This window comes from Arcobacter sp. s6 (assembly GCF_040884245.1).
Lineage (GTDB): Bacteria > Campylobacterota > Campylobacteria > Campylobacterales > Arcobacteraceae > Aliarcobacter.
Map to the genome: position 1 here is coordinate 71,613 of NZ_JBEVTN010000019.1, position 19,203 is coordinate 90,815.

The following is a 19,203-nucleotide window of genomic DNA, read 5'->3' on the forward strand; positions in this document are numbered from 1 at the left end:
TCAAATACAAAGGAAGAGATTAAAAGAAGAAAAGATTTTTTAATTACAAATAAAATTAGAGTTTGCGATATTGTTGATTCTTGTAAAAGAGAAAAAATTGATACAAATGATTTAGGAATGAACGAAATAAAATTAAGGGATATTTTAAATTACTTAGAAATGTACAAAAATATTTAAAGGGAAGTAATTTCCCTTTAAATTAAAAAGCGTCTACAATAGAACCTTGGTATTTTTCTTTAATAAAAGTTCTAATTTCTTCTGAATTAATAACTTCTTTTAAAGCTTTTATAGAATCTTTATTTTCATTTCCTTTTTTAACTACAACAATATTTGCGTAAGGAGAATCTTTTGATTCAATAACAAGAGCATCTTTTAATGGATTTAAGTTTGCAGATAATGCATAATTTGTATTAATAATAGCAGCATCAACTTCATCTAAAACTCTTGGTAATTGTGGAGCATCTAACTCTTTGATTTTAAGATTTTTTGGATTTTCTACAATATCAACAACTGTTTTAAAATCTACATCTTTAAATGTTAATAAACCCTCTTTTACTAAAATATCTAAAGCTCTACTTTCATTTGTTGGATCATTTGGAACAGCAATTGTAGCACCATCTTCTAAATCACTTAACACTTTGATTTTATTTGAATATAGTCCCATTGGCTCTAAATGTACATTTACAGTTTTCACTAAATCTGTATTTTTATTTTTATTAAACTCTTCTAGGTATGGTAAATGTTGAAAGAAGTTAGCATCTAATTCACCTTCATTTACTGCAATATTTGGAGTTACATAATCTGTAAATTCAACGATTTCTAAATCATAACCTTTAGCTTTTAATAATGGTTTAACAGCTTCTAATATCTCAACATGTGGAACAGGAGTTGCTCCTATTTTAATAACGGTTTGTTTAGCTTCTGTTTTTGTTTCTTCATTTTTTTTTGTATCTTTTGAATCACAAGCTATAAGTCCTAGTGCAACGGCACCTGCAAGTGTAATTTTTAAAATATTTTTTAACATAAATTTTTTCCTTTATTTTTTAGTAATTTTATATAAATAATCGCCTAAACTTTGAACTATCTGTACTAAGGCGATTAAAATTAGTACAGTGTAAATCATAGTGTCAGTTTGAAATCTATAGTAACCATATTTAATAGCCACATCTCCCAAACCTCCACCTCCAACAGCTCCTGCCATTGCAGAAAAACCAATTACAGTAATAAGTGTTAGAGTAATTGCTGAAATAATAGAAGGAAGAGCTTCAATTAACATAACTTTAAAAATAATCTGAAAGTCACTTGCCCCAAAAGATTTAGCAGCTTCAATAACACCAATCTCCACTTCTTTTAATGCACTCTCTATTAATCTTGCCACAAAAGGAGCAGCTCCAATTGTAAGAGGAATAATAGCAGCAGTTGTTCCTATACTTTTTCCAATTAAAAACTTTGTAAGTGGAAACAAAACTATCATTAATATGATAAAAGGAAACGATCTTAATGTATTAATTACTACATCAAGTATTGAATAAATTTTTAAATTCTCTTTTAGTCCACCTTTTGAAGTAAGTGTTAAAACAATTGCTAAAAAGAATCCAATAATAACAGCAAAAAAAGTAGATACAAATGACATATAAATAGTTTCACCAAGAGCTGGAAATAAAATATCAAACATTACAATACCTCCCAAACAATATCGTGTTCTTTTATATAATTTATAACAATCTCTTTTGTTTCATTTTCTATATTTATTACCATATTTCCAACAATATGCCCATTTATCTCTTCGAGTTTCCCCCAAACAATATTAAAATCCATATTTAACTCTCTTGCCATTTTTGTAATAAATGATTGAAAAGCATTATCTTTTGGAAAATAGAGTTTTATATTTACGCCCGTTTTAGGAACAACTTCTGTTTCGCCTAAAAATTCTTTCATTTTATTATCAGGCTTTAAAAACAACTCTTCAGTATCATCAAAACCTATAATATTTCCATGCTCTAATAAAAGTGCTTTTTGAGCAATTTGTTTTACAACTTCCATTTCATGGGTTACTAATATAATAGTAATATTTAATTCCTCACTTATCTGTTTTAAAAGATTTAAAATAGATGTTGTTGTATTTGGATCAAGGGCAGATGTTGCTTCATCACTAAGTAAAATATCAGGATTTAAAGTCAAAGCTCTGGCAATTGCCACACGTTGCTTTTGACCTCCACTTAACTCTTTTGGATAAGAATCAATTTTTTCATCTAATCCAACTAAAACTAATAACTCTTTTACTTTTTTTGAAATTTCATCTTTTTTGTATCCCCAAAGTTGCATTGGTAATGCTACATTTTCAAATACTGTTTTTCTTTGAATTAATGAAAAGTGTTGGAAAATCATTCCAATATTTTTTCTAAACTCTCTTAATTCATCTTTTTTTAAATTCTTAATCTCTTTATTATTAACTAATAATGTACCTTCAGAATAATCTTCTAGTCCATTAATACATCTTAAAAGTGTTGATTTTCCAGCACCACTATGTCCAACGATTGCAAAAATTTCACCTTTTTTAATATCAATAGATATATTATTTAAAACTTTTGTATGAGAATAATATTTATTTAAATTTTTTATATTTATCATAACCTATCCTTATTGAGAGTGCAATAGTATATGAAAATTTATAAAATATTTGTTAAATTGTAATTAATGTATAATTTATAGTAGTTTTTCTGTATTAAATAGAAACGCCATAGGCGATTCTATTATTCATTCATTGAGTTGAAGAAATCTTCATTATTTTTAGTTTTTTGCATTTTTGAATATAAGAATTTAAGTGCTTCAACTTCATCCATTGCAGCAATTGCATTTCTTAGAATCCATGTTTTTTGTAATACATCAGGAGTAAGAAGTAATTCTTCTTTTCTAGTACCTGATTTTGTAATATCAAGAGCTGGGTAAACTCTTTTATTTGCTGCATTTCTTGATAATACAACTTCACTATTTCCAGTACCTTTAAACTCTTCAAAAATAACTTCATCCATTTTTGAACCTGTTTCAATAAGTGCTGTAGAAATAATAGTTAAAGATCCACCCTCTTCAATATTTCTAGCAGCTCCAAAAAATCTTTTTGGTTTATGTAATGCATTTGCATCAACTCCACCTGAAAGTACTTTTCCAGAAGATGGGGTAACTGTATTATATGCACGTGCAAGTCTAGTAATAGAATCTAATAAGATAACTACATCTTTTTTCATCTCCACAAGTCTTTTTGCTTTTTCAATAACGATTTCAGCAACTCTAACATGATTATGTGCAGGTAAATCAAAAGTAGAAGAATAAACTTCACCTTTTACAGATCTTTGCATATCAGTAACTTCTTCAGGTCTTTCATCAATTAACAATACCATTAAATTAACTTCTGGATGATTTCTTGATATGGCATGAGCTAATTCTTTTAATAACTCAGTTTTACCAGTTTTAGGAGGAGCTACTATTAATCCCCTTTGTCCTTTTCCCATAGGCGCAAATAAATCAAGCATTCTCCCTGTCATTTTATTTGAATCATATTCAAACTTAAATCTTTCAGTTGAATAAAGTGGAGTTAAGTTATCAAAAAGTGGTCTATTTTTAGACTCTTTTACAGGTAGGTAATTTATTGCTTCTATTTTTAGTAAAGCATTATATTTTTCACTTTCTTTGTTAGGAGGTCTAACTTGACCTGAAACAATATCTCCTGTTCTTAATGCAAATTTTCTAATTTGTGTAGCACTTACATAAGAATCATTTGATGTGTCTGAAAAATTTCCATCTATTGCTCTTAAAAATCCAAATCCACCCTCTTTTATTTCTAATATACCTGTAAATAAAATGAATCCACCAGCATCAATTTGAGATTTTAAAATCATAAACATCAAATCTTGTCGTTTTAATTCTTGGGGATTTTCTACATCTAAGTCATTTGCAATATTAATTAGAGTTTCTAAGGGTAGTTCTCTTAATTGTTCAATTCTATAACCTTCAACAGGAATATGAGTCCTTGTTTTTTTAGAGTTTGTGGTTTTTGTTTTTATTTCTTCTTTAGACTCTTCCATGAGTATGTTTGCCTTTGATTTTACATAATAAGTTATGTAGTTTTGTAGTTTATTTGTAGTTTTCTTAAAGTATTAGTATTATTGTAGTGTTTATTTTAGAAATTGTCAATAAATTTGCTTAACATAAAAAAAGGATATCAGTTAATATGATACCCTTTTATACATATATAATATAGTTAAATATTATAATTTACCTTCATTTTTTGCTAAGTACTCAGCAACACCAGCTGTATTAGCTTTCATTCCTTCGTCACCTTTTACCCAACCAGCTGGACAAACTTCTCCATGCTCATTTGTAAAAATCATAGTATCTACCATTCTGATCATTTCATCAATGTTTCTTCCAAGTGGTAAATCATTAATTACTGCATGTCTTACTGTACCATCTGCATCAATTAAGAAAGATCCTCTTAATGCTACTGATTCTCCAAATAATACATCATAATCTCTTGAAATTGATTTTGAAAGGTCTGCAACTAGTGGGAATTTAACTCTTCCAATTCCACCATTTTCTACAGGAGTTTCTCTCCATGCAAAGTGTGAGAATTGAGAATCTACTGAACAACCAATTACAGATACACCTCTTGATGTAAAATCTTCAATTCTTTTAGAGAATGCAATAATTTCAGAAGGACATACAAAAGTAAAATCTAATGGGTAGAAAAATAATACCGCACCTTTTTCACCAATGTTTTCATATAAGTTAAAATTTTCTACAATTTGACCATCTGCAAGTACAGCTTTAGCTGTAAAATCTGGAGCTTTTTTTGTTACTAACATATTTAAATCCTTTTTATTTTTAATTAATCAATACGAAATTATATAACAATATCTTTAAAATTATCTGTAATTTTCCTTAAATTTGTAAATTTATAAAAACTATTATCATTAGATAAAATTTATTATCTATATTTACTTTTTATTAATAAATTAGTTCTATTTTGTAACTTTAAAAATAATATTAATTCTTAAAAGTAACAATTTTAAAACTTTAAAGATAGTTTTATATTTACTGTGATAAAGTTTTCTAAAATTTATTAAGATTAAGGAGAAATATTATGGCAGTTAGAATTACTGATATTTGTATTAGTTGTGATGCTTGTTTAGATGAGTGTCCAGTAGAAGCGATTGTTGATAACGACGAAAATCCAACTGGTGAAGATGTATATTATGTATACTCTGATAAATGTGTTGAGTGTGTAGGTCATAATGATGCACCAGCATGTGCTGACGCATGTCCAACTGAGGGTTGTATTGTATGGGACGAAGTTGGTTCAAGTGCAGTTGAAAGAGAAGATAGAGGAACTGTTGGTTCTCCTGTAGTTGAAGATTAATTATAACAATTATTTAAGCTAAAAAAAGGCAAGTAGTTTTTACTACTTGCCTTTTTTTTATTTTTTAGGTATAATCCGCGACTTAAAAAAAAATCGAGGAATATAAGTAATGGAACAAACATTATCAATCATCAAACCAGACGCTGTAGCAAAAAATGTAGTTGGAAAAATCTTAGACAGATTTGAAACAGCTGGATTAAGAATTGCAGCTACTAAAAAAATGCAATTAAGCCAAGCTGATGCTGAAGCTTTTTACGCAGTTCACGCAGCAAGACCTTTCTTTAAAGACTTAGTTGAGTTCATGATTTCAGGACCAGTTGTAGTTACAGTTTTAGAAGGTGTTAACGCTATGGCTATTAACAGAGAATTAATGGGTGCTACTAATCCTAAAGAAGCAGCAGCTGGAACAATCAGAGCAGACTTTGCAGAATCAATTGATGCAAATGCAGTTCATGGTTCAGATTCATTAGAAAATGCAGCAAATGAAATTAATTTCTTCTTTGCTCAAAAAGAAATTTGTTAATTATCTATTAATTAATTAGTTTTATAATGAAAATTGAATTTAGAAAAGTGCCTCAAACTACCAAGGAATTGGTAGTTGAATACAATTCAGTTAAAATTGAAGGTACTTTTTGTAAAATATCGCAATCATTAGTAAAAGTTGACGCAGTATTATTAGGTAATATTGATATTGATTGTTGTAGATGTGGAATCACTGAAGTAATTGAAGTTGATGAAGAGCTTCATTTATTATTAAGCGATGGTATTTATAACAAAGATGAAAGTGAATATTTAGTAATTGAAGTGGAAAACAGTTTAATTAACTTTGATGAAATAATCGAAAGTGAATTAAATAGTATAAAAAGCGACTATCACATATGTAAGGATTGCTTACAAATTGGTGATAATTTTGAAAAAGAATTTTAAGGAGAATTAAAATGGCAGTACCTAAGAGAAGAGTATCTCACACTAGAGCAGCAAAGAGAAGAACTCACTATAAAATAACATTAAAAAAACCTGTTAAAGACGTTGACGGAACTTGGAAAATGCCTCATATGGTTAATCCAACTACTGGTGAATACAAAAACTAATGCTAAAAATTGCAATAGATGCTATGGGTGGGGACTTCGGTCCTGAACCTATAATTGAGGGCTTAGTAACAGCACTTAGAAAAAACAATAACTTCACTGCAATTGCAGTTGGTAAAAAAAATGAAATTTTACCATTACTTCCACAAAGCCTTTTATCAAGAATTGAAATATTAGATACAGATGATGTAATTAGTATGAGTGATTCAGCAACAGATGCGCTTAAAAGAAAAGAATCAACTATTTATAAAGCTATAGAATTAGTACGTGATGGAAATGCAGATGCTGTTGTATCAGCAGGTCACTCTGGTGCTTCAATGTCATTAGCTACATTAAGAATAGGAAGAATCAAAGGTGTAAGTAGACCAGCAATTGCCACATTAATGCCTACAAGTGAAAATCAAAATACCTTAGTATTAGATGTTGGAGCAAACGTAGATAGTGATGCGAAAAACTTATTTCAATTTGCAATTATGGGACAAGTGTATGCGCAATATGCGCTTAGATTAGATGAACCAATTGTTGGATTGTTAAGTAATGGTGAAGAAGATAGTAAAGGTAATGAAGTTACTAAAGAAGCTTATAAGCTATTAGCAAAAATTCCAAATTTCGCAGGAAATGTAGAAGGTAGTGATATCTTCAAAGGAACAGTTGATGTTGTAGTTTGTGATGGTTTCGTTGGTAATATTTTACTTAAAACAGCTGAGGGTGTTGCAGACACAATCGGTAAAATTATTAAGAAAAATTTAAAAAGATCTCTAATCTCAATTGCTGGTGCAGTTCTTATGAGAAAAGTTTTCAAAAACTTAAAAGTAAGAGTTGATTATGCTGAATATGGTGGAGCACCATTACTTGGTGTTAAAGCTCCTGTTATTATTGCCCATGGAAAATCAAATCCAAAAGCAATTCAAAACGCTATATTTCAAGCAATAAATGCAGCAAGTTCAAATTTAGATAATATAATTGAACAAAGATTAGCAAAATATAGTACTGAACAAGAAATTAATTAATACTATATTCAATATAAGGATATGTAAATGACATATGCAGCTTTTAGATCTATTGGAGCTTATATTCCTCCAAAGATAATGACAAATGCAGATTTTGAAAAAATTATTGATACAAGTGATGAGTGGATTACTAAAAGAACTGGTATTAAAGAAAGAAGAATTTCTGAAGTTGATGAAGCTTCGTCTGATTTAGGGGCAAGAGCAGCTACAATTGCAATTGAACGAGCTGGAATAGCAAAAGAAGATGTTGATTTAGTAATTTGTGCTACTGTTACTCCTGATTTTTTATGTATGCCATCAACTGCTTGTTTAATTGCAGCAAAAGTAGGACTTCCTCCTGTTATGGCATTTGATATAAGTGCAGCATGTACAGGATTTGTATATGCTGTATCAATTGCTAAAGCATTTATTGAATCTGGTATGAAAAAAAACGTACTAATTATTGGTGCTGAAACATATACTTCTATTCTTGATTATACAGATAGAGGTACTTGTTTTATTTTCGGAGATGGAGCAGGTGCTGCTATTATTTCTGCTACAGATAATAAAAATGAAGCTATTATTGATGTAAATTGTTCAAGTGATGGTAATTATGAAGATTTAATTAAAACTCCAGGTGGAGGAAGTAAACATCCTTGTTCTACTGAAGTTTTAGAAAATAAAATGGCATGTATAAAAATGAAAGGTAACGAAACTTTCAAACTTGCTGTTAAAACATTAACATCAGATGTTCAAGTAATGATGAAAAAACATAATCTTTCAAATGAGGATATAAATCACTTTATTCCTCATCAAGCAAACCTTAGAATCATAAAAGCTGTAGGTGAAGCCTTAGGATTTAATGATGAGCAAACTGTTGTTACTGTACATAAATATGGTAATACGTCAGCTGCATCAATTCCTATGGCCATGAATGATGCCTTTGAAGAAGGTAGAATAAAAGCTGGTGATACAGTTCTTTTTGATGCCTTCGGTGGTGGATTAACTTGGGGTTCTGCTCTATTTAAATTCTCACCAAAGAAATAAATAAAATAGGATTCTCCTATTTTATTTCTACTTTAATACACTAAAACTATCTATCATTAAATCATAAATCTTATATATACTGAACTAATCCCATATAGAAAATTGTTCCTATAAAAATAGAAACTAAATAGTTTTTAAATAGTAGATGTAAAACTGCAGTAAACACAATTGAACCAATCTCTTTAAATCCATAAGGCTGTAAAGAGAAATTAATATCTTTTAATGTATAAAAAATCAATATTGTCATAATCACAGATGGGAAATACTTTTCAATAAATAAGATATAAGCTGGTACATCATTTTTTCTAAAAAATAAAAAAGGAAAAACTCTTGTAAAATAATTAACTATTGCCATAATTACAATTGCTAAATATATTTCGTAGTTACTCATGTTCAACTCTATTTTTAAATGTAAACATTAAAATTAAAGCAATCATTATTGATACTATTAACATTTTATCACTTGGGATAAAAATTAATGCAAACACTGAAGCAATTATTCCAATAAAAAAAGGAGCAATATTTCTTAAATTTTTATATTGTTCAATACAAAGAACAACAAAAAGAGCTGTTAATGAAAATTCTAATCCTGCAGTGTTAAATTTAATATTTAAGCCTATAATTGCGCTCAAAGTTGAACCAATAAACCAGTATGATTGATTAAGTGCCGTTAGAAAAAAATAGTACCATCTTTTATTTAATGATTCATCATCTTTAATTGTGGTTAATAGAGCATATGTTTCATCAGTTAAACCAAATATCAGATATGTTTTAAATTTACCTGTATCTTTAAATCTTTTGAGTAAAGATAAACCATAAAAAGATTGTCTAATATTTATAAACCAAGAAGCAATTACAATATCAATCATTCCTGCTTTTACATTAAAAAAGTTAATTGCAACAAACTGCAAAGCACCTGCATAGATAAATAGTGACATTATGGGTGCTAAATACCAAGGATATTCAAAAGAAACTAATAATAATCCAAAAGCAAAACCTAATACTCCATATCCCATCATTACAGGTATGGAAACCTGAAATGCTTTTTTTAATTCTTCTTTATATTTCAAATTTATTTTTGTTTATTAGTTGAATTTTTTATTATTTGGATTATTTTTAAATACATTAAATGAGTTCTTTTTTAGATCTTTATTAAATTTCTCTACAGTCGCAACTGGATTTATGTATAATATTGATTCATCCACAACAATTTGAAAAATTGAATGTAGAGGTAAATTAACTACACTTCCAAAATTTTCATTCCCAAAACCTGCTTCAAAACTTAAATGCATATCACTTATTTGAACTGTTGAATATGTATAGTTACTTAAAATAAATAGTGAAAATTTATGCATATTATCTTTTATTACTTTTGGTAATTCAGGAGTAAATGTTGCTGATTCAATATTTGCAGTAATTGAAAATTCTTGATTTTTATTTAATAAAAAAGTTACACACTCTTTTATTTGTAATTCAACTACTTTTTTATACTCTATATCTTCTATAATATTATTAATCATATTAATCCCTATTTTAAAAATTAAATGTTATTATAGCCTATGAAACAACTAATTTTCCTTATCTTTATCTTATTAAATTATTCATTTGCTTATGAATTTAAACTAAATGAAAAAGATCTCAATTATATTAATAATTCAGAAAAAAAATCTTTTATTTTAAATAGAATAAATCAATATCAAACATTAAAAATAAAAGTTAAAGATTATGAGCTTATTAGAAAACTATCCCATATAAACTCTTTTATAAATAGAATTTTACCTGCACATGATATTTCTACAGCATCATCTATTGATTATTGGGCTACTCCAAAAGAATTTTTATTGCAAGGACATGGTGATTGTGAAGATTATGCTATTACTAAGTATTTCACTCTTCTTGAACTTAATATTCCAAAGGAAAAACTTTATTTTGGAGTAGTTGATATCAAAGGTGAGAGAAATTCTCATATGGTATTATTATATTTAGAAGATAAAAACTCTACTCCTTTAGTTTTAGATAATTTAAGTAGTAAAGTAATTCCACTTACAAAAAGAAAGAAATTAATACCAAAATTTGCTTTTAATGAAAATGATTCATATAAATTTACCCATAATAAATTTACTGAAAAGATAAAAATAAATTGGGGGAAAGAAGATAGATGGAGTAAACTATTAAATAGAGTTTATTCGCTAAAAGAGTAATCTTCTTTTATATCAAAGCCTATCATTGCATTCATAAGTGCAATTTTTGAAGCTTTCTTTAACATTTTTACACTAATATCTTTTTCAATTAGGAATTTATCATTTATTAATCTATCTCTAGTTGTTCCCTTTAATAAACAATTTTTAGATGTTATCCATTGATTTTCGTAAAAAATTGCAATATTTGCTATTGATGTATCTGTGACAATATTATTTTTAATAATAATCACGTCATCACAATCATTTTTTTGTTCATATAACTTATCTAAGGTATCTCTATTTAAATACTTTTTTGAATAATTTATATCATCATAAACTAATTTAAATGAATTTATTTCTTTTTTTTCATAGGGGAAATATTGAACATCTATAATTTCATCTTTATTATATATAATTTTACATCTTAATAAATCAGCTGATAATGGATATATATACTCTTGTAAATTAAAATTTAATCCTATTGTATTTGCTACTCTTTTATTATGATAATCCAAATTAAAAATTTCATAATCATCACATTTTATAGTTTCAAAATATTTTATCTCTTCCAAAATCATCCTTTAAAATGGCAAATATATTTTATCTAATAACTCTTGATATTCTAAATTTACATTTGAGTCACAAGTTATTCCACCACCACTTTTATAAAAAAGTTCACCATTTTGTTCTTTTTGTATAAATCTAATCATTACTGATGAGTCTAAATTAACTCCATCAAAAACTCCAAAAACACCTGTATAAAATTCTCTATTATAATTTTCAACGTTTTGAAGTATTTCAACAGTTTTTTTCTTTGGAGTTCCTGTAATTGATCCTGCTGGCAATATTGAAGTTAAAATATCTCCAATTTTTTCATTCCAATTATTTTGTAAATTTGCAGATATCTTAGAGCTAATTTGTAGAAGCTTTTTATCTCCTGCGTTTATTTTTTCACAATATCTAAATTTATTTACTCTTACTTTTTCTCCGACTATTCCCAAATCATTTCTTAGTAAATCAACAACCATTGTATGCTCAGCCATCTCTTTTATATCACCTAAGATTCTATCTTGTGCATTTGTTATTGTGGCGTCAATTGTACCTTTCATTGGATATGTTGAAATCTTATTTTTTTTAATCTCTACAAATCTCTCAGGCGAAAAACATACAAAATCATCTTTATTATTTTGAAATCTTAGCTTAAATTTTGCATCTACATTTTCATAAATTTCATCTAAAGACAAATTTGTTTCTATTTTTGTTTTTGCTGTTAAATTTAAAAGATAAGAGTTTCCGTTTTTTATTTGCTCTTGAATATAATCAAAACTTTTTTTATACTCACTAAAAGATATTGGAAATTTTTCTAATTTAGTTTTTTTTATTTTTTTATTTTTACTATGCTCTTTTGAGTTTAATTCAAATTTGATATTTTTTGGAAGATTTGAGAGTTTTTCTATATAAAATTCACTTAAATCATAAGAAATTACAAATAAAAATGGCTCTTTTTCAAAGCCAAATCTATTTAATCTTTCTTTTATTAATTTTTTACTCAAATTAACCTAATATTAGTTTTTTCAAAACTGCTGCTCTAATTGCTACACCATTTGTAACTTGCTTTAACACTTTACATCTTGGATCTTTTAGCATCTCATCACTAATATCTACATTTCTATTTACAGGACCTGGATGTAATAATAAAATATCTCTATCTCCCATCACTTCATTTGTTATACAAAAATCTTTTGCATACTCATTTAATGACTCAAAATATACTTGATTATGTCTTTCAAGTTGAGTTCTTAAACTCATAATAATATCAAGTTCATCAATAACATCTGAAATATTTATGTAAGTTTTAAATTCATCACCATCATATCTAAAGCACTCAGGAGAGATAAAACAAACTTCAATTCCAAATCTTGGAAGTAATCTTCTATTTGATCCAGCAACTCTTGAAGTTCTTACATCTCCAACAATTGCAACTCTTTTCCCTTGCGTATTTCCATCAAAATGCTCATAAATAGTAAATAAATCAAGTAAAGCTTGTGTAGGATGAGCATGTTTTCCATCACCTGCATTAATAATTGGGCAATCAACATATCCAGCAAGTGACTCAGGTAATCCACATTCTGAGTGTCTAATAATAATTGCATCTGGTTTCATTGCATTTATATTTGCAACTGTATCAAATATTGTTTCACCTTTTGAAGCAGATGAAGTGCTCACATCTAAAGATACAACTTCAGCTCCTAATCTTTTAGCTGCAATTTCAAATGAACTTCTTGTTCTTGTAGAATTTTCAAAAAATAGTGTAACTATTATTTTACCTTTTAAAATTTCATTTGGTTCAAATTTTAAAAATTCTCTAGCGTCATCAAATAAGCCTAAAATCTCATCTTTTGAAAAATCGGAAGTTCTAATTAAGTGCTGCATTTTTTTCCTTTAATTTTAGTTTTGATTTTAGCAAAAACCTCTTTAAAAATAAAACTTTTTGTATAATAAGAAACTTTAATTTTTTAGGAAATCTTTATTATGAAAATTCAATCAATTATTATTCTTATTTTTGCTTTTATATTTACAGCATGTTCAGTCAAACCTCTTGAACCTATAAAATTTGATGTAATAGAAAAACATATATCTTTTACACAAGATATTAAACCTATTTTAGACAATAGATGTGTTTCTTGTCACTCTTGTTATAACTCACCTTGTCAATTAAAGTTATCTTCTTTTGAAGGATTACAAAGAGGTGCTTCTAAAAGCGATATTTATGCAAATAGAATAAGTGCGGATAGCCCAACAAGACTTTTTATTGATGCTGTGAATGAAAAACAATGGAGAGAAAAAGGTTTTTTCTCAATGCTTGATAGTTTAGAAAGCTCAAATGAATCAATTATGATGCAATATCTTTTTCAAAAAGATATAAATCCCCAAATTATTGGTGATTATTCACCTGAAACAGATGAATTAACTTGCGTAAAAGATAAAAAAGAGTTAGCAAGTTTTTTTAAAGATAATCCACATAAAGGAATGCCATATGGATTTCCCGCATTAAAAAAAGATGAATACAACCTTTTAATGACTTGGCTAAAGCAAGGTGCTATTGACGATACTATCAAAAATACCAAAACAACTTTTGAGCAAAATGAAATAAGAAAATTTGAAGATTTTTTAAATAATCAAGAGATAAAACACAAAATAAGCGCAAGATATATTTACGAACATCTTTTCTTAGCACATATTACTTTTGATGATAATAGTGGAAATTTCTTTGAATTAATTCGTTCAAAAACACCCACTGGATATGAGCCACAAATTATAGCTACTAGGTTTCCTTATGATGAAGTAAAAGAACCTTTTTATTATAGATTTAGGAAAATTGAATCAACAATAGTTCATAAAACTCATATGATTTATAAATTAAATGATGATAAATTAAAAAGATATCATGAACTTTTTATAAATACACCATGGGATCAAAAACCATTTTTGCCATCTTATGAAGTTGGTATTTCTGCAAATCCATTAAAAACATTTGAGCAAATTCCTTCAAAAAGTAGATATCAATTCTTACTTGATGATGTTCATTATATAATAATGACATTTATTAGGGGCCCAGTTTGTAAAGGTCAAATCGCATTAAATGTAATTCAAGATCATTTTTGGGTAATGTTTATGGATCCAAACTATGATTTATCACTTCAAGATAAATACTTCTTACATGATAATATTCCTAATCTTTCTATACCAAATGAATATGGAGAAGATCCTAGTTTATTTAAAACATTTAAAGTTTTAGATAACTATGAATTATCTAAAAAATATCATACAAATAAAGCAAGACTTTATAATAATTATTATCCTGATGGCTTATCAATAAATAGTATTTGGAAAGGAAATAAAAAAGAAGAAAATGATTCTATATTAACAATTTATAGACATTTTGATTCAGCATCAGTTCATAAAGGTGCATTTGGTGATATTCCAAAAACTATGTGGGTAATTGATTATCCTTTACTTGAACGAATTTATTATTCATTAGTTGCAGGTTTTGATGTATTTGGAAATACTGCACATCAATTACTTGTACGAACACATATGGATAGACTAAGAATTGAAGGGGAAAGTAATTTTTTAGAGTATTTACCTAGAAGTTCTAGGGTTAAGTATTTTGATTCCTGGTATGAAGGATGGTTAGCTCAATACTTAAGTGTATATATTCCAACAAATAACAAGGTAAATATTAAATACTCAAGTACTGAATATAAAAAAGAGTTTGTAAATAAATTTTTTGAATATGCAAATATCAAAAAAGATCCTATAAATTTCATTGAAAATGATTACAAAGCAAATAAAATAAAAGATGTGTATAATGATGAAAAAGAGATCGAAGAGAGTTTAAAAACCTTAACACTTCCAAATAGTTCAGAAATTATAAAAAATTTTACAGATAGTAAATCAAATCTAGCCTATATAAGAATTCAAATGAACTCAGGTGAAAATCTTATATATACTCTTGTAATAAATAGATGGCATAAAAATGTTGCCTTACTTTTTAACGAAGAATCAAGACTTGACGCTACAAAAGATAGAATAAACTTCATAAAAGGCTTTATTGGTTCTTATCCAAATGTATTTGTAAATGTAAAACAAGATGATTTAAATGAATTCTTTAATCTTTTACAAAATTACAAAGATACACCTGAAGACAATAAAAAAGTAGAAAAATTTGCAGTTAATAGGGCAAATCCTAATTTTTGGGAAATATTCGATTGGTTTGATAAAGAGTTCAAAAAACAAGACCCTTTAAATTATGGATTATTTGATTTAAATAGATATATAAGTCGTGCAAGAAATTGAGAATAATTAATAATTGGTTTAAATATTTTAGATATAATCTTGCCCAATAAGATATTTTAATTTTTTTAGGAAAAAAAATGAGTGAACAATTAGAACAATTAGATAAAGAGTATGTACTTCATACTTATGCTAGAAATTATGTTAATTTCAAAAAAGGTATAAATGCTACACTTTTTGATGAAAATGATAAAGATTATATTGATTTTACATCAGGAATTGCGGTTTGTAGTGTAGGACATGGAAATAAAAGAGTTGCAGATAAAATCTATGAGCAAATTTTAAATATAACACATATTTCAAATTTATATGGAATTGAGCCACAAGCAAAACTTGCAAAAAGATTAAGAGAATTAAGTGGATACGATATTAGAACATTTTTCTCAAATAGTGGTGCTGAAGCAAATGAAGGTGCTATTAAGATTGCAAGAAAATTTGGTGAAACAAATTTTGAAAAGAAAAGATATAAAGTTATTACACTAACTCACTCTTTTCATGGAAGAACAATTACCACAGTAAAAGCAACAGGACAAAGTTCAATGCATACTCCAAATTTTGCTCCATATCCTGATGGTTTTTCATATCATAATTATATAAATGATATTTACAATGCAATTGATGATGAGACTGTTGCAGTTATGATTGAACTTGTTCAAGGTGAAGGTGGGGTTCAACCATTTGATAAAAAAGAGATTCAAGAATTAGCAAAATTTTTAAAAGAAAATCAAATTTTACTTATTATTGATGAAGTACAAACTGGTATTTATAGAACAGGAGAATTTTTAGCTTCAAATCTTTATGAAATTCAACCTGATATTATTACACTTGCAAAAGGTTTAGGTGGAGGAGTTCCAATTGGAGCTATTATGACTACACATAAAGATATTTTTAGCCCAGGTGACCATGGTTCTACTTTTGGTGGAAATTATCTTGTTACTGCTGCTGCTTTAGAAGTATTAGATATTTTAGAAGAAGTAAAAGATAGTGGAGTTTTAGATGAAACTATTATTTATTTTAATTCAAAACTAAATGATGTATATGAGAAAAACAAAGACATCTTTACAGGAAATGTAGGGCTTGGGCTAATGAGAGGATTAAGAGTAAAAGATGCTGATACCTTAGCTCTTGTTATTAAAACAGCTTTTGAACATGGTGTTCTAGTTTTAAAAGCTGGGAAAAATACTCTTAGATTCCTTCCTGCACTTACTATCTCAAAAGAAGAGATGAATGAAGGATTTAAAAGGTTAGAAAATGCACTTGATAAAATCAAGCAAGATTAAACTACTCCTTAGTAGTTTAATTTGCATAAATTTATATGCTGCAAATGATGCTTTTGATGATAAGATAATCTCTGATAAAAGATTAAAAAACTTTGAACTTTCAGGCGAGCAAATAAAAGAAGATAGTTCAAAGTTAAGAAAAGATTGGATAAATCCAATTACTTATCAATATACAAATAATTTAGGTGAAGAGTATAAAACACAACGTTCTGTAATTTCAATAAATCAGCCAATTTTCCAAAGTGGTGGTATTTATCAAGCAATTAAATATGCAGATTCAACATATAAATATGCGGAATTAGATTTAGAACAGCAAAAAAAAGAGCTTATAAAAGATGCTTTAAATATTTTATATAATATTGAAAGAACTAATCTAAATATACAAAAAGCTAAATATACTTTAGAAAATGCAAAAATAGATGTGAATAGAAAAAAAGAACAGGTATTAAATGGTTTTTTAGATGCTTCATATTTAGATGATGCACTTTTAACCCTAAATACTACAAAACATAATTTGGTAGATTTAAAATATCAAAAACAAGAATTAATAAACAATTTTAATAATATTTCTTCAAAAGAATATACAAATTTTGAATTACCAACTTTTAAACTATTTGATGAAAAAGAGTTTTTAGAAAATAACTTAAACCTAAAGAAAATTGAAGCTGATGTTATGAAAAAAGGAAATTATTCATATATGACAATGGCAAAATATCTGCCAAGTGTAAATGCTTATTATACTTATTCAAAATATCATGAAATTGATGATAATTCTAGTTTAGACAAAGATAATACCCATACAGTTGGATTAACACTTAATATTCCTCTTGATTCAAGAACTTTTAACGATATTCAAAGTAAAAAAATTGATTATCTAAAATCTAAATTAAATTTAGAAAATAGTAAAGATGATGAAAAAACTTTCTTCAAAACAAAACTTGATAAAATAGCAATGATTGATGAAAGATTGCAAATTACAAAAGATGATTTAGAAGTTTATGATTCTATTTTAAAAATCATAAATGAAGAAAAAGATGCCCAAATCAAAACACAAAGTGATTTAGACACATTACAAAATTCACAAAAAATCAAATCTTTAGATCTAAAAGTTTATGAAATAGATAAGCAATTAGAACTTCTTGAAATGTATGCAAAACTTCAATAGAAGTTTTGCAATATTTAAGAAATTATTTTTTTAGATTAATTAAAAGTTAGTTGTTTAGATGAACGGCTAGAGGTATAATTTTAAAAAATAATCTTAAAGCTCTTCCATTTCCTTCATTTAAATATCTCTTTTAAGAAAGAGTCTAAATTTATATAAGGACAAAACATACTTTCATCTTTTGAAATATTTACAGTTCTATATTTTCCTGCCCAAGTATATAGAGGTGCAAAAGTTGTTTCATGAACTTTACATAAATATTTTTCATCGAATTCAATGTTTTCATTTAATTCATTGTGAAGTTTTTCATAAGCTCTAACTAATAACTCTTTTTCAATCTCAGTTAGTATTTCAAGCTCTTTGATTTCTAGTTTATTTATAGGAAGATCACTATTTTCATAGTAAATGTGATTTGAAGGTGGATAATATTTCATTATTTAATTAAAGACAAATACTCTTTAACTTTTTTTAATACTACTTTATCTTTAACTGGAGCATAACCCTCGATTTGATTTGAAACAGTTGCAGACTTTAACGCTTTTTCTTTAGAAAATGGTGTTTTACTCATAACTAAACTCCTAATATTTGTAATTATAACAAAATCTTCAAAAATTAACTATTATATTTGTAGGTCATTGCAATTGAAGCACATAATTTAGGGTATTTTATATGCTTGGCAAAAAAATTTAAAATAACCACAATTAATAAAGTTAAAACAAATGATTAAATTGGTGAAATTATAAAATGCAGGAAGAAGAAATAAATCTAAATTTATTTCTTCTTTTTAGTTATTTAGACTTTTTATCTTTTTCTTTAATTTCTTTAAAATTTAAATAATATTCTATTTCAGATGGAGTTAAAATTTTGATTGTATTTGTACTTCCTGGCATTCCTACTGGATATCCAACAGTTGCTACATACAAACCATTAGTATTTAACAATCCTTTTTCTAAAAGAGCTTTTAGCATTTTTTGAAACATTTTTGAAGCTTGTGCTTCTTTTATTGTTCCAATTGGTTCAACTCCCCAAATTGCTGTTAATGAATTTAATACTTTTTTCTTATGAGTAAAAGTAAAGATTGGAGTCTTTGGTCTATATCTTGACATCTTTAAAGCTGATTTTCCAGAACTTGTAAGTGCTAAAATACCATTTGCTTTTAAATCATCTGCTAATTTTGTAACAGT

General features: G+C 27.1%; 24 protein-coding genes. 10 read left to right on the forward strand and 14 right to left on the reverse strand.

Annotation, left to right across the window (positions count from 1 at the left end; genetic code table 11):
* Nucleotides 1–199: 199 nt before the first annotated feature.
* The 5 genes from ABVS04_RS12545 to ABVS04_RS12565 all read right to left on the reverse strand — a co-directional run bounded on the left by ABVS04_RS12545 (nt 200) and on the right by ABVS04_RS12565 (nt 4,862).
* The gene (locus ABVS04_RS12545) at nt 200–1,024 is read right to left on the reverse strand and encodes a MetQ/NlpA family ABC transporter substrate-binding protein (protein WP_368031082.1); all 825 of its coding nucleotides are present in this window, start codon (nt 1,022–1,024) and stop codon (nt 200–202) included.
* A gap of 12 nt (nt 1,025–1,036) precedes the next feature.
* A complete protein-coding gene (locus ABVS04_RS12550) occupies nt 1,037–1,675 on the reverse strand; it encodes a methionine ABC transporter permease (RefSeq protein ID WP_368031083.1) in 639 nt (212 codons plus the stop codon).
* Nucleotides 1,675–2,631, reverse strand: a complete 957-nt coding sequence (locus ABVS04_RS12555; protein WP_368031084.1) for a methionine ABC transporter ATP-binding protein — start codon at nt 2,629–2,631, stop codon at nt 1,675–1,677. Before ABVS04_RS12555 ends, ABVS04_RS12550 begins: the two co-directional genes overlap by 1 nt.
* A gap of 122 nt (nt 2,632–2,753) precedes the next feature.
* Complete coding sequence (gene rho / locus ABVS04_RS12560) at nt 2,754–4,082, reverse strand: transcription termination factor Rho (RefSeq protein WP_368031085.1); 1,329 nt, start codon at nt 4,080–4,082, stop codon at nt 2,754–2,756.
* Nucleotides 4,083–4,265: 183 nt separating this feature from the next.
* Nucleotides 4,266–4,862 (reverse strand): peroxiredoxin, encoded by a 597-nt coding sequence (locus ABVS04_RS12565; protein WP_368031086.1) that lies wholly within the window; start codon nt 4,860–4,862, stop codon nt 4,266–4,268.
* 278 nt (nt 4,863–5,140) lie between these two features.
* Here ABVS04_RS12565 and ABVS04_RS12570 point away from each other — a divergent pair, with 278 nt between their 5' ends.
* From ABVS04_RS12570 to ABVS04_RS12595, 6 genes are all read left to right on the forward strand, one after another.
* A complete protein-coding gene (locus ABVS04_RS12570) occupies nt 5,141–5,416 on the forward strand; it encodes an NADH-quinone oxidoreductase subunit I (RefSeq protein WP_368031087.1) in 276 nt (91 codons plus the stop codon).
* A 109-nt stretch (nt 5,417–5,525) separates the two neighbouring features.
* Nucleotides 5,526–5,939, forward strand: coding sequence for a nucleoside-diphosphate kinase (gene ndk, locus ABVS04_RS12575; RefSeq protein ID WP_172124608.1), 414 nt, complete (start codon nt 5,526–5,528; stop codon nt 5,937–5,939).
* 26 nt (nt 5,940–5,965) lie between these two features.
* Nucleotides 5,966–6,343: a hypothetical protein gene (locus tag ABVS04_RS12580; protein ID WP_368031088.1), complete on the forward strand. Its 378-nt coding sequence runs from the start codon at nt 5,966–5,968 to the stop codon at nt 6,341–6,343.
* Between the two features lie 11 nt (nt 6,344–6,354).
* Nucleotides 6,355–6,507, forward strand: coding sequence for a 50S ribosomal protein L32 (gene rpmF, locus ABVS04_RS12585; protein WP_172124604.1), 153 nt, complete (start codon nt 6,355–6,357; stop codon nt 6,505–6,507).
* The gene (gene plsX, locus ABVS04_RS12590) at nt 6,507–7,514 is read left to right on the forward strand and encodes a phosphate acyltransferase PlsX (RefSeq protein ID WP_368031089.1); all 1,008 of its coding nucleotides are present in this window, start codon (nt 6,507–6,509) and stop codon (nt 7,512–7,514) included. The genes rpmF and plsX overlap by 1 nt, the downstream gene beginning before the upstream one ends.
* Before the next feature lie 27 nt (nt 7,515–7,541).
* Complete coding sequence (locus ABVS04_RS12595; RefSeq protein WP_368031090.1) at nt 7,542–8,540, forward strand: beta-ketoacyl-ACP synthase III; 999 nt, start codon at nt 7,542–7,544, stop codon at nt 8,538–8,540.
* A gap of 70 nt (nt 8,541–8,610) precedes the next feature.
* On the opposite strand, the gene ABVS04_RS12600 is transcribed toward ABVS04_RS12595, so the two are convergent.
* From ABVS04_RS12600 to ABVS04_RS12610, 3 genes are read right to left on the reverse strand one after another with little or no spacing between them, the layout of a single operon-like run.
* Nucleotides 8,611–8,931, reverse strand: a complete 321-nt coding sequence (locus ABVS04_RS12600) for a branched-chain amino acid transporter permease (RefSeq protein WP_368031091.1) — start codon at nt 8,929–8,931, stop codon at nt 8,611–8,613.
* On the reverse strand, nt 8,924–9,610 hold the full coding sequence (locus ABVS04_RS12605; protein WP_368031092.1) for an AzlC family ABC transporter permease: 687 nt from the start codon (nt 9,608–9,610) through the stop codon (nt 8,924–8,926). The genes ABVS04_RS12600 and ABVS04_RS12605 overlap by 8 nt, the downstream gene beginning before the upstream one ends.
* 15 nt (nt 9,611–9,625) lie before the next feature.
* Nucleotides 9,626–10,060: a hypothetical protein gene (locus ABVS04_RS12610; protein WP_368031093.1), complete on the reverse strand. Its 435-nt coding sequence runs from the start codon at nt 10,058–10,060 to the stop codon at nt 9,626–9,628.
* A gap of 39 nt (nt 10,061–10,099) precedes the next feature.
* Between ABVS04_RS12610 and ABVS04_RS12615 the strand changes: the two genes are divergently transcribed.
* Nucleotides 10,100–10,741, forward strand: coding sequence for a transglutaminase-like cysteine peptidase (locus tag ABVS04_RS12615; RefSeq protein WP_368031094.1), 642 nt, complete (start codon nt 10,100–10,102; stop codon nt 10,739–10,741).
* On the opposite strand, the gene ABVS04_RS12620 is transcribed toward ABVS04_RS12615, so the two are convergent.
* Genes ABVS04_RS12620 through ABVS04_RS12630 form a run of 3 tightly spaced genes read right to left on the reverse strand, consistent with a single transcriptional unit; the run spans nt 10,723 to nt 13,153 of the window.
* The gene (locus tag ABVS04_RS12620) at nt 10,723–11,292 is read right to left on the reverse strand and encodes an aminotransferase class IV family protein (RefSeq protein ID WP_368031095.1); all 570 of its coding nucleotides are present in this window, start codon (nt 11,290–11,292) and stop codon (nt 10,723–10,725) included. The two genes, ABVS04_RS12615 and ABVS04_RS12620, sit on opposite strands and share 19 nt — an antisense overlap.
* 9 nt (nt 11,293–11,301) lie before the next feature.
* Nucleotides 11,302–12,273, reverse strand: coding sequence for an aminodeoxychorismate synthase component I (locus ABVS04_RS12625; protein WP_368031096.1), 972 nt, complete (start codon nt 12,271–12,273; stop codon nt 11,302–11,304).
* A 1-nt stretch (nt 12,274) separates the two neighbouring features.
* Nucleotides 12,275–13,153 carry an aspartate carbamoyltransferase catalytic subunit gene (locus tag ABVS04_RS12630; RefSeq protein ID WP_368031097.1) on the reverse strand — a complete coding sequence of 293 codons (879 nt, stop codon included), beginning with the start codon at nt 13,151–13,153 and terminating at the stop codon, nt 12,275–12,277.
* Nucleotides 13,154–13,252: 99 nt separating this feature from the next.
* Here ABVS04_RS12630 and ABVS04_RS12635 point away from each other — a divergent pair, with 99 nt between their 5' ends.
* The 3 genes from ABVS04_RS12635 to ABVS04_RS12645 all read left to right on the forward strand — a co-directional run bounded on the left by ABVS04_RS12635 (nt 13,253) and on the right by ABVS04_RS12645 (nt 18,022).
* A complete protein-coding gene (locus ABVS04_RS12635; protein ID WP_368031098.1) occupies nt 13,253–15,580 on the forward strand; it encodes a fatty acid cis/trans isomerase in 2,328 nt (775 codons plus the stop codon).
* 77 nt (nt 15,581–15,657) lie between these two features.
* The gene (locus ABVS04_RS12640) at nt 15,658–16,857 is read left to right on the forward strand and encodes an aspartate aminotransferase family protein (RefSeq protein WP_368031099.1); all 1,200 of its coding nucleotides are present in this window, start codon (nt 15,658–15,660) and stop codon (nt 16,855–16,857) included.
* Complete coding sequence (locus tag ABVS04_RS12645) at nt 16,829–18,022, forward strand: TolC family protein (protein WP_368031100.1); 1,194 nt, start codon at nt 16,829–16,831, stop codon at nt 18,020–18,022. The genes ABVS04_RS12640 and ABVS04_RS12645 overlap by 29 nt, the downstream gene beginning before the upstream one ends.
* 113 nt (nt 18,023–18,135) lie before the next feature.
* Here ABVS04_RS12645 and ABVS04_RS12650 read toward each other — a convergent pair whose 3' ends face one another.
* The 3 genes from ABVS04_RS12650 to ABVS04_RS12660 form a co-directional block, all read right to left on the reverse strand.
* Nucleotides 18,136–18,453 (reverse strand): hypothetical protein, encoded by a 318-nt coding sequence (locus tag ABVS04_RS12650; protein WP_368031101.1) that lies wholly within the window; start codon nt 18,451–18,453, stop codon nt 18,136–18,138.
* Nucleotides 18,453–18,587 carry a hypothetical protein gene (locus tag ABVS04_RS12655; RefSeq protein ID WP_258237463.1) on the reverse strand — a complete coding sequence of 45 codons (135 nt, stop codon included), beginning with the start codon at nt 18,585–18,587 and terminating at the stop codon, nt 18,453–18,455. The genes ABVS04_RS12650 and ABVS04_RS12655 overlap by 1 nt, the downstream gene beginning before the upstream one ends.
* Before the next feature lie 220 nt (nt 18,588–18,807).
* The coding region (locus ABVS04_RS12660; RefSeq protein ID WP_368031102.1) for a pyruvate kinase alpha/beta domain-containing protein at nt 18,808–19,203 on the reverse strand (396 nt) is incomplete at its 5' end.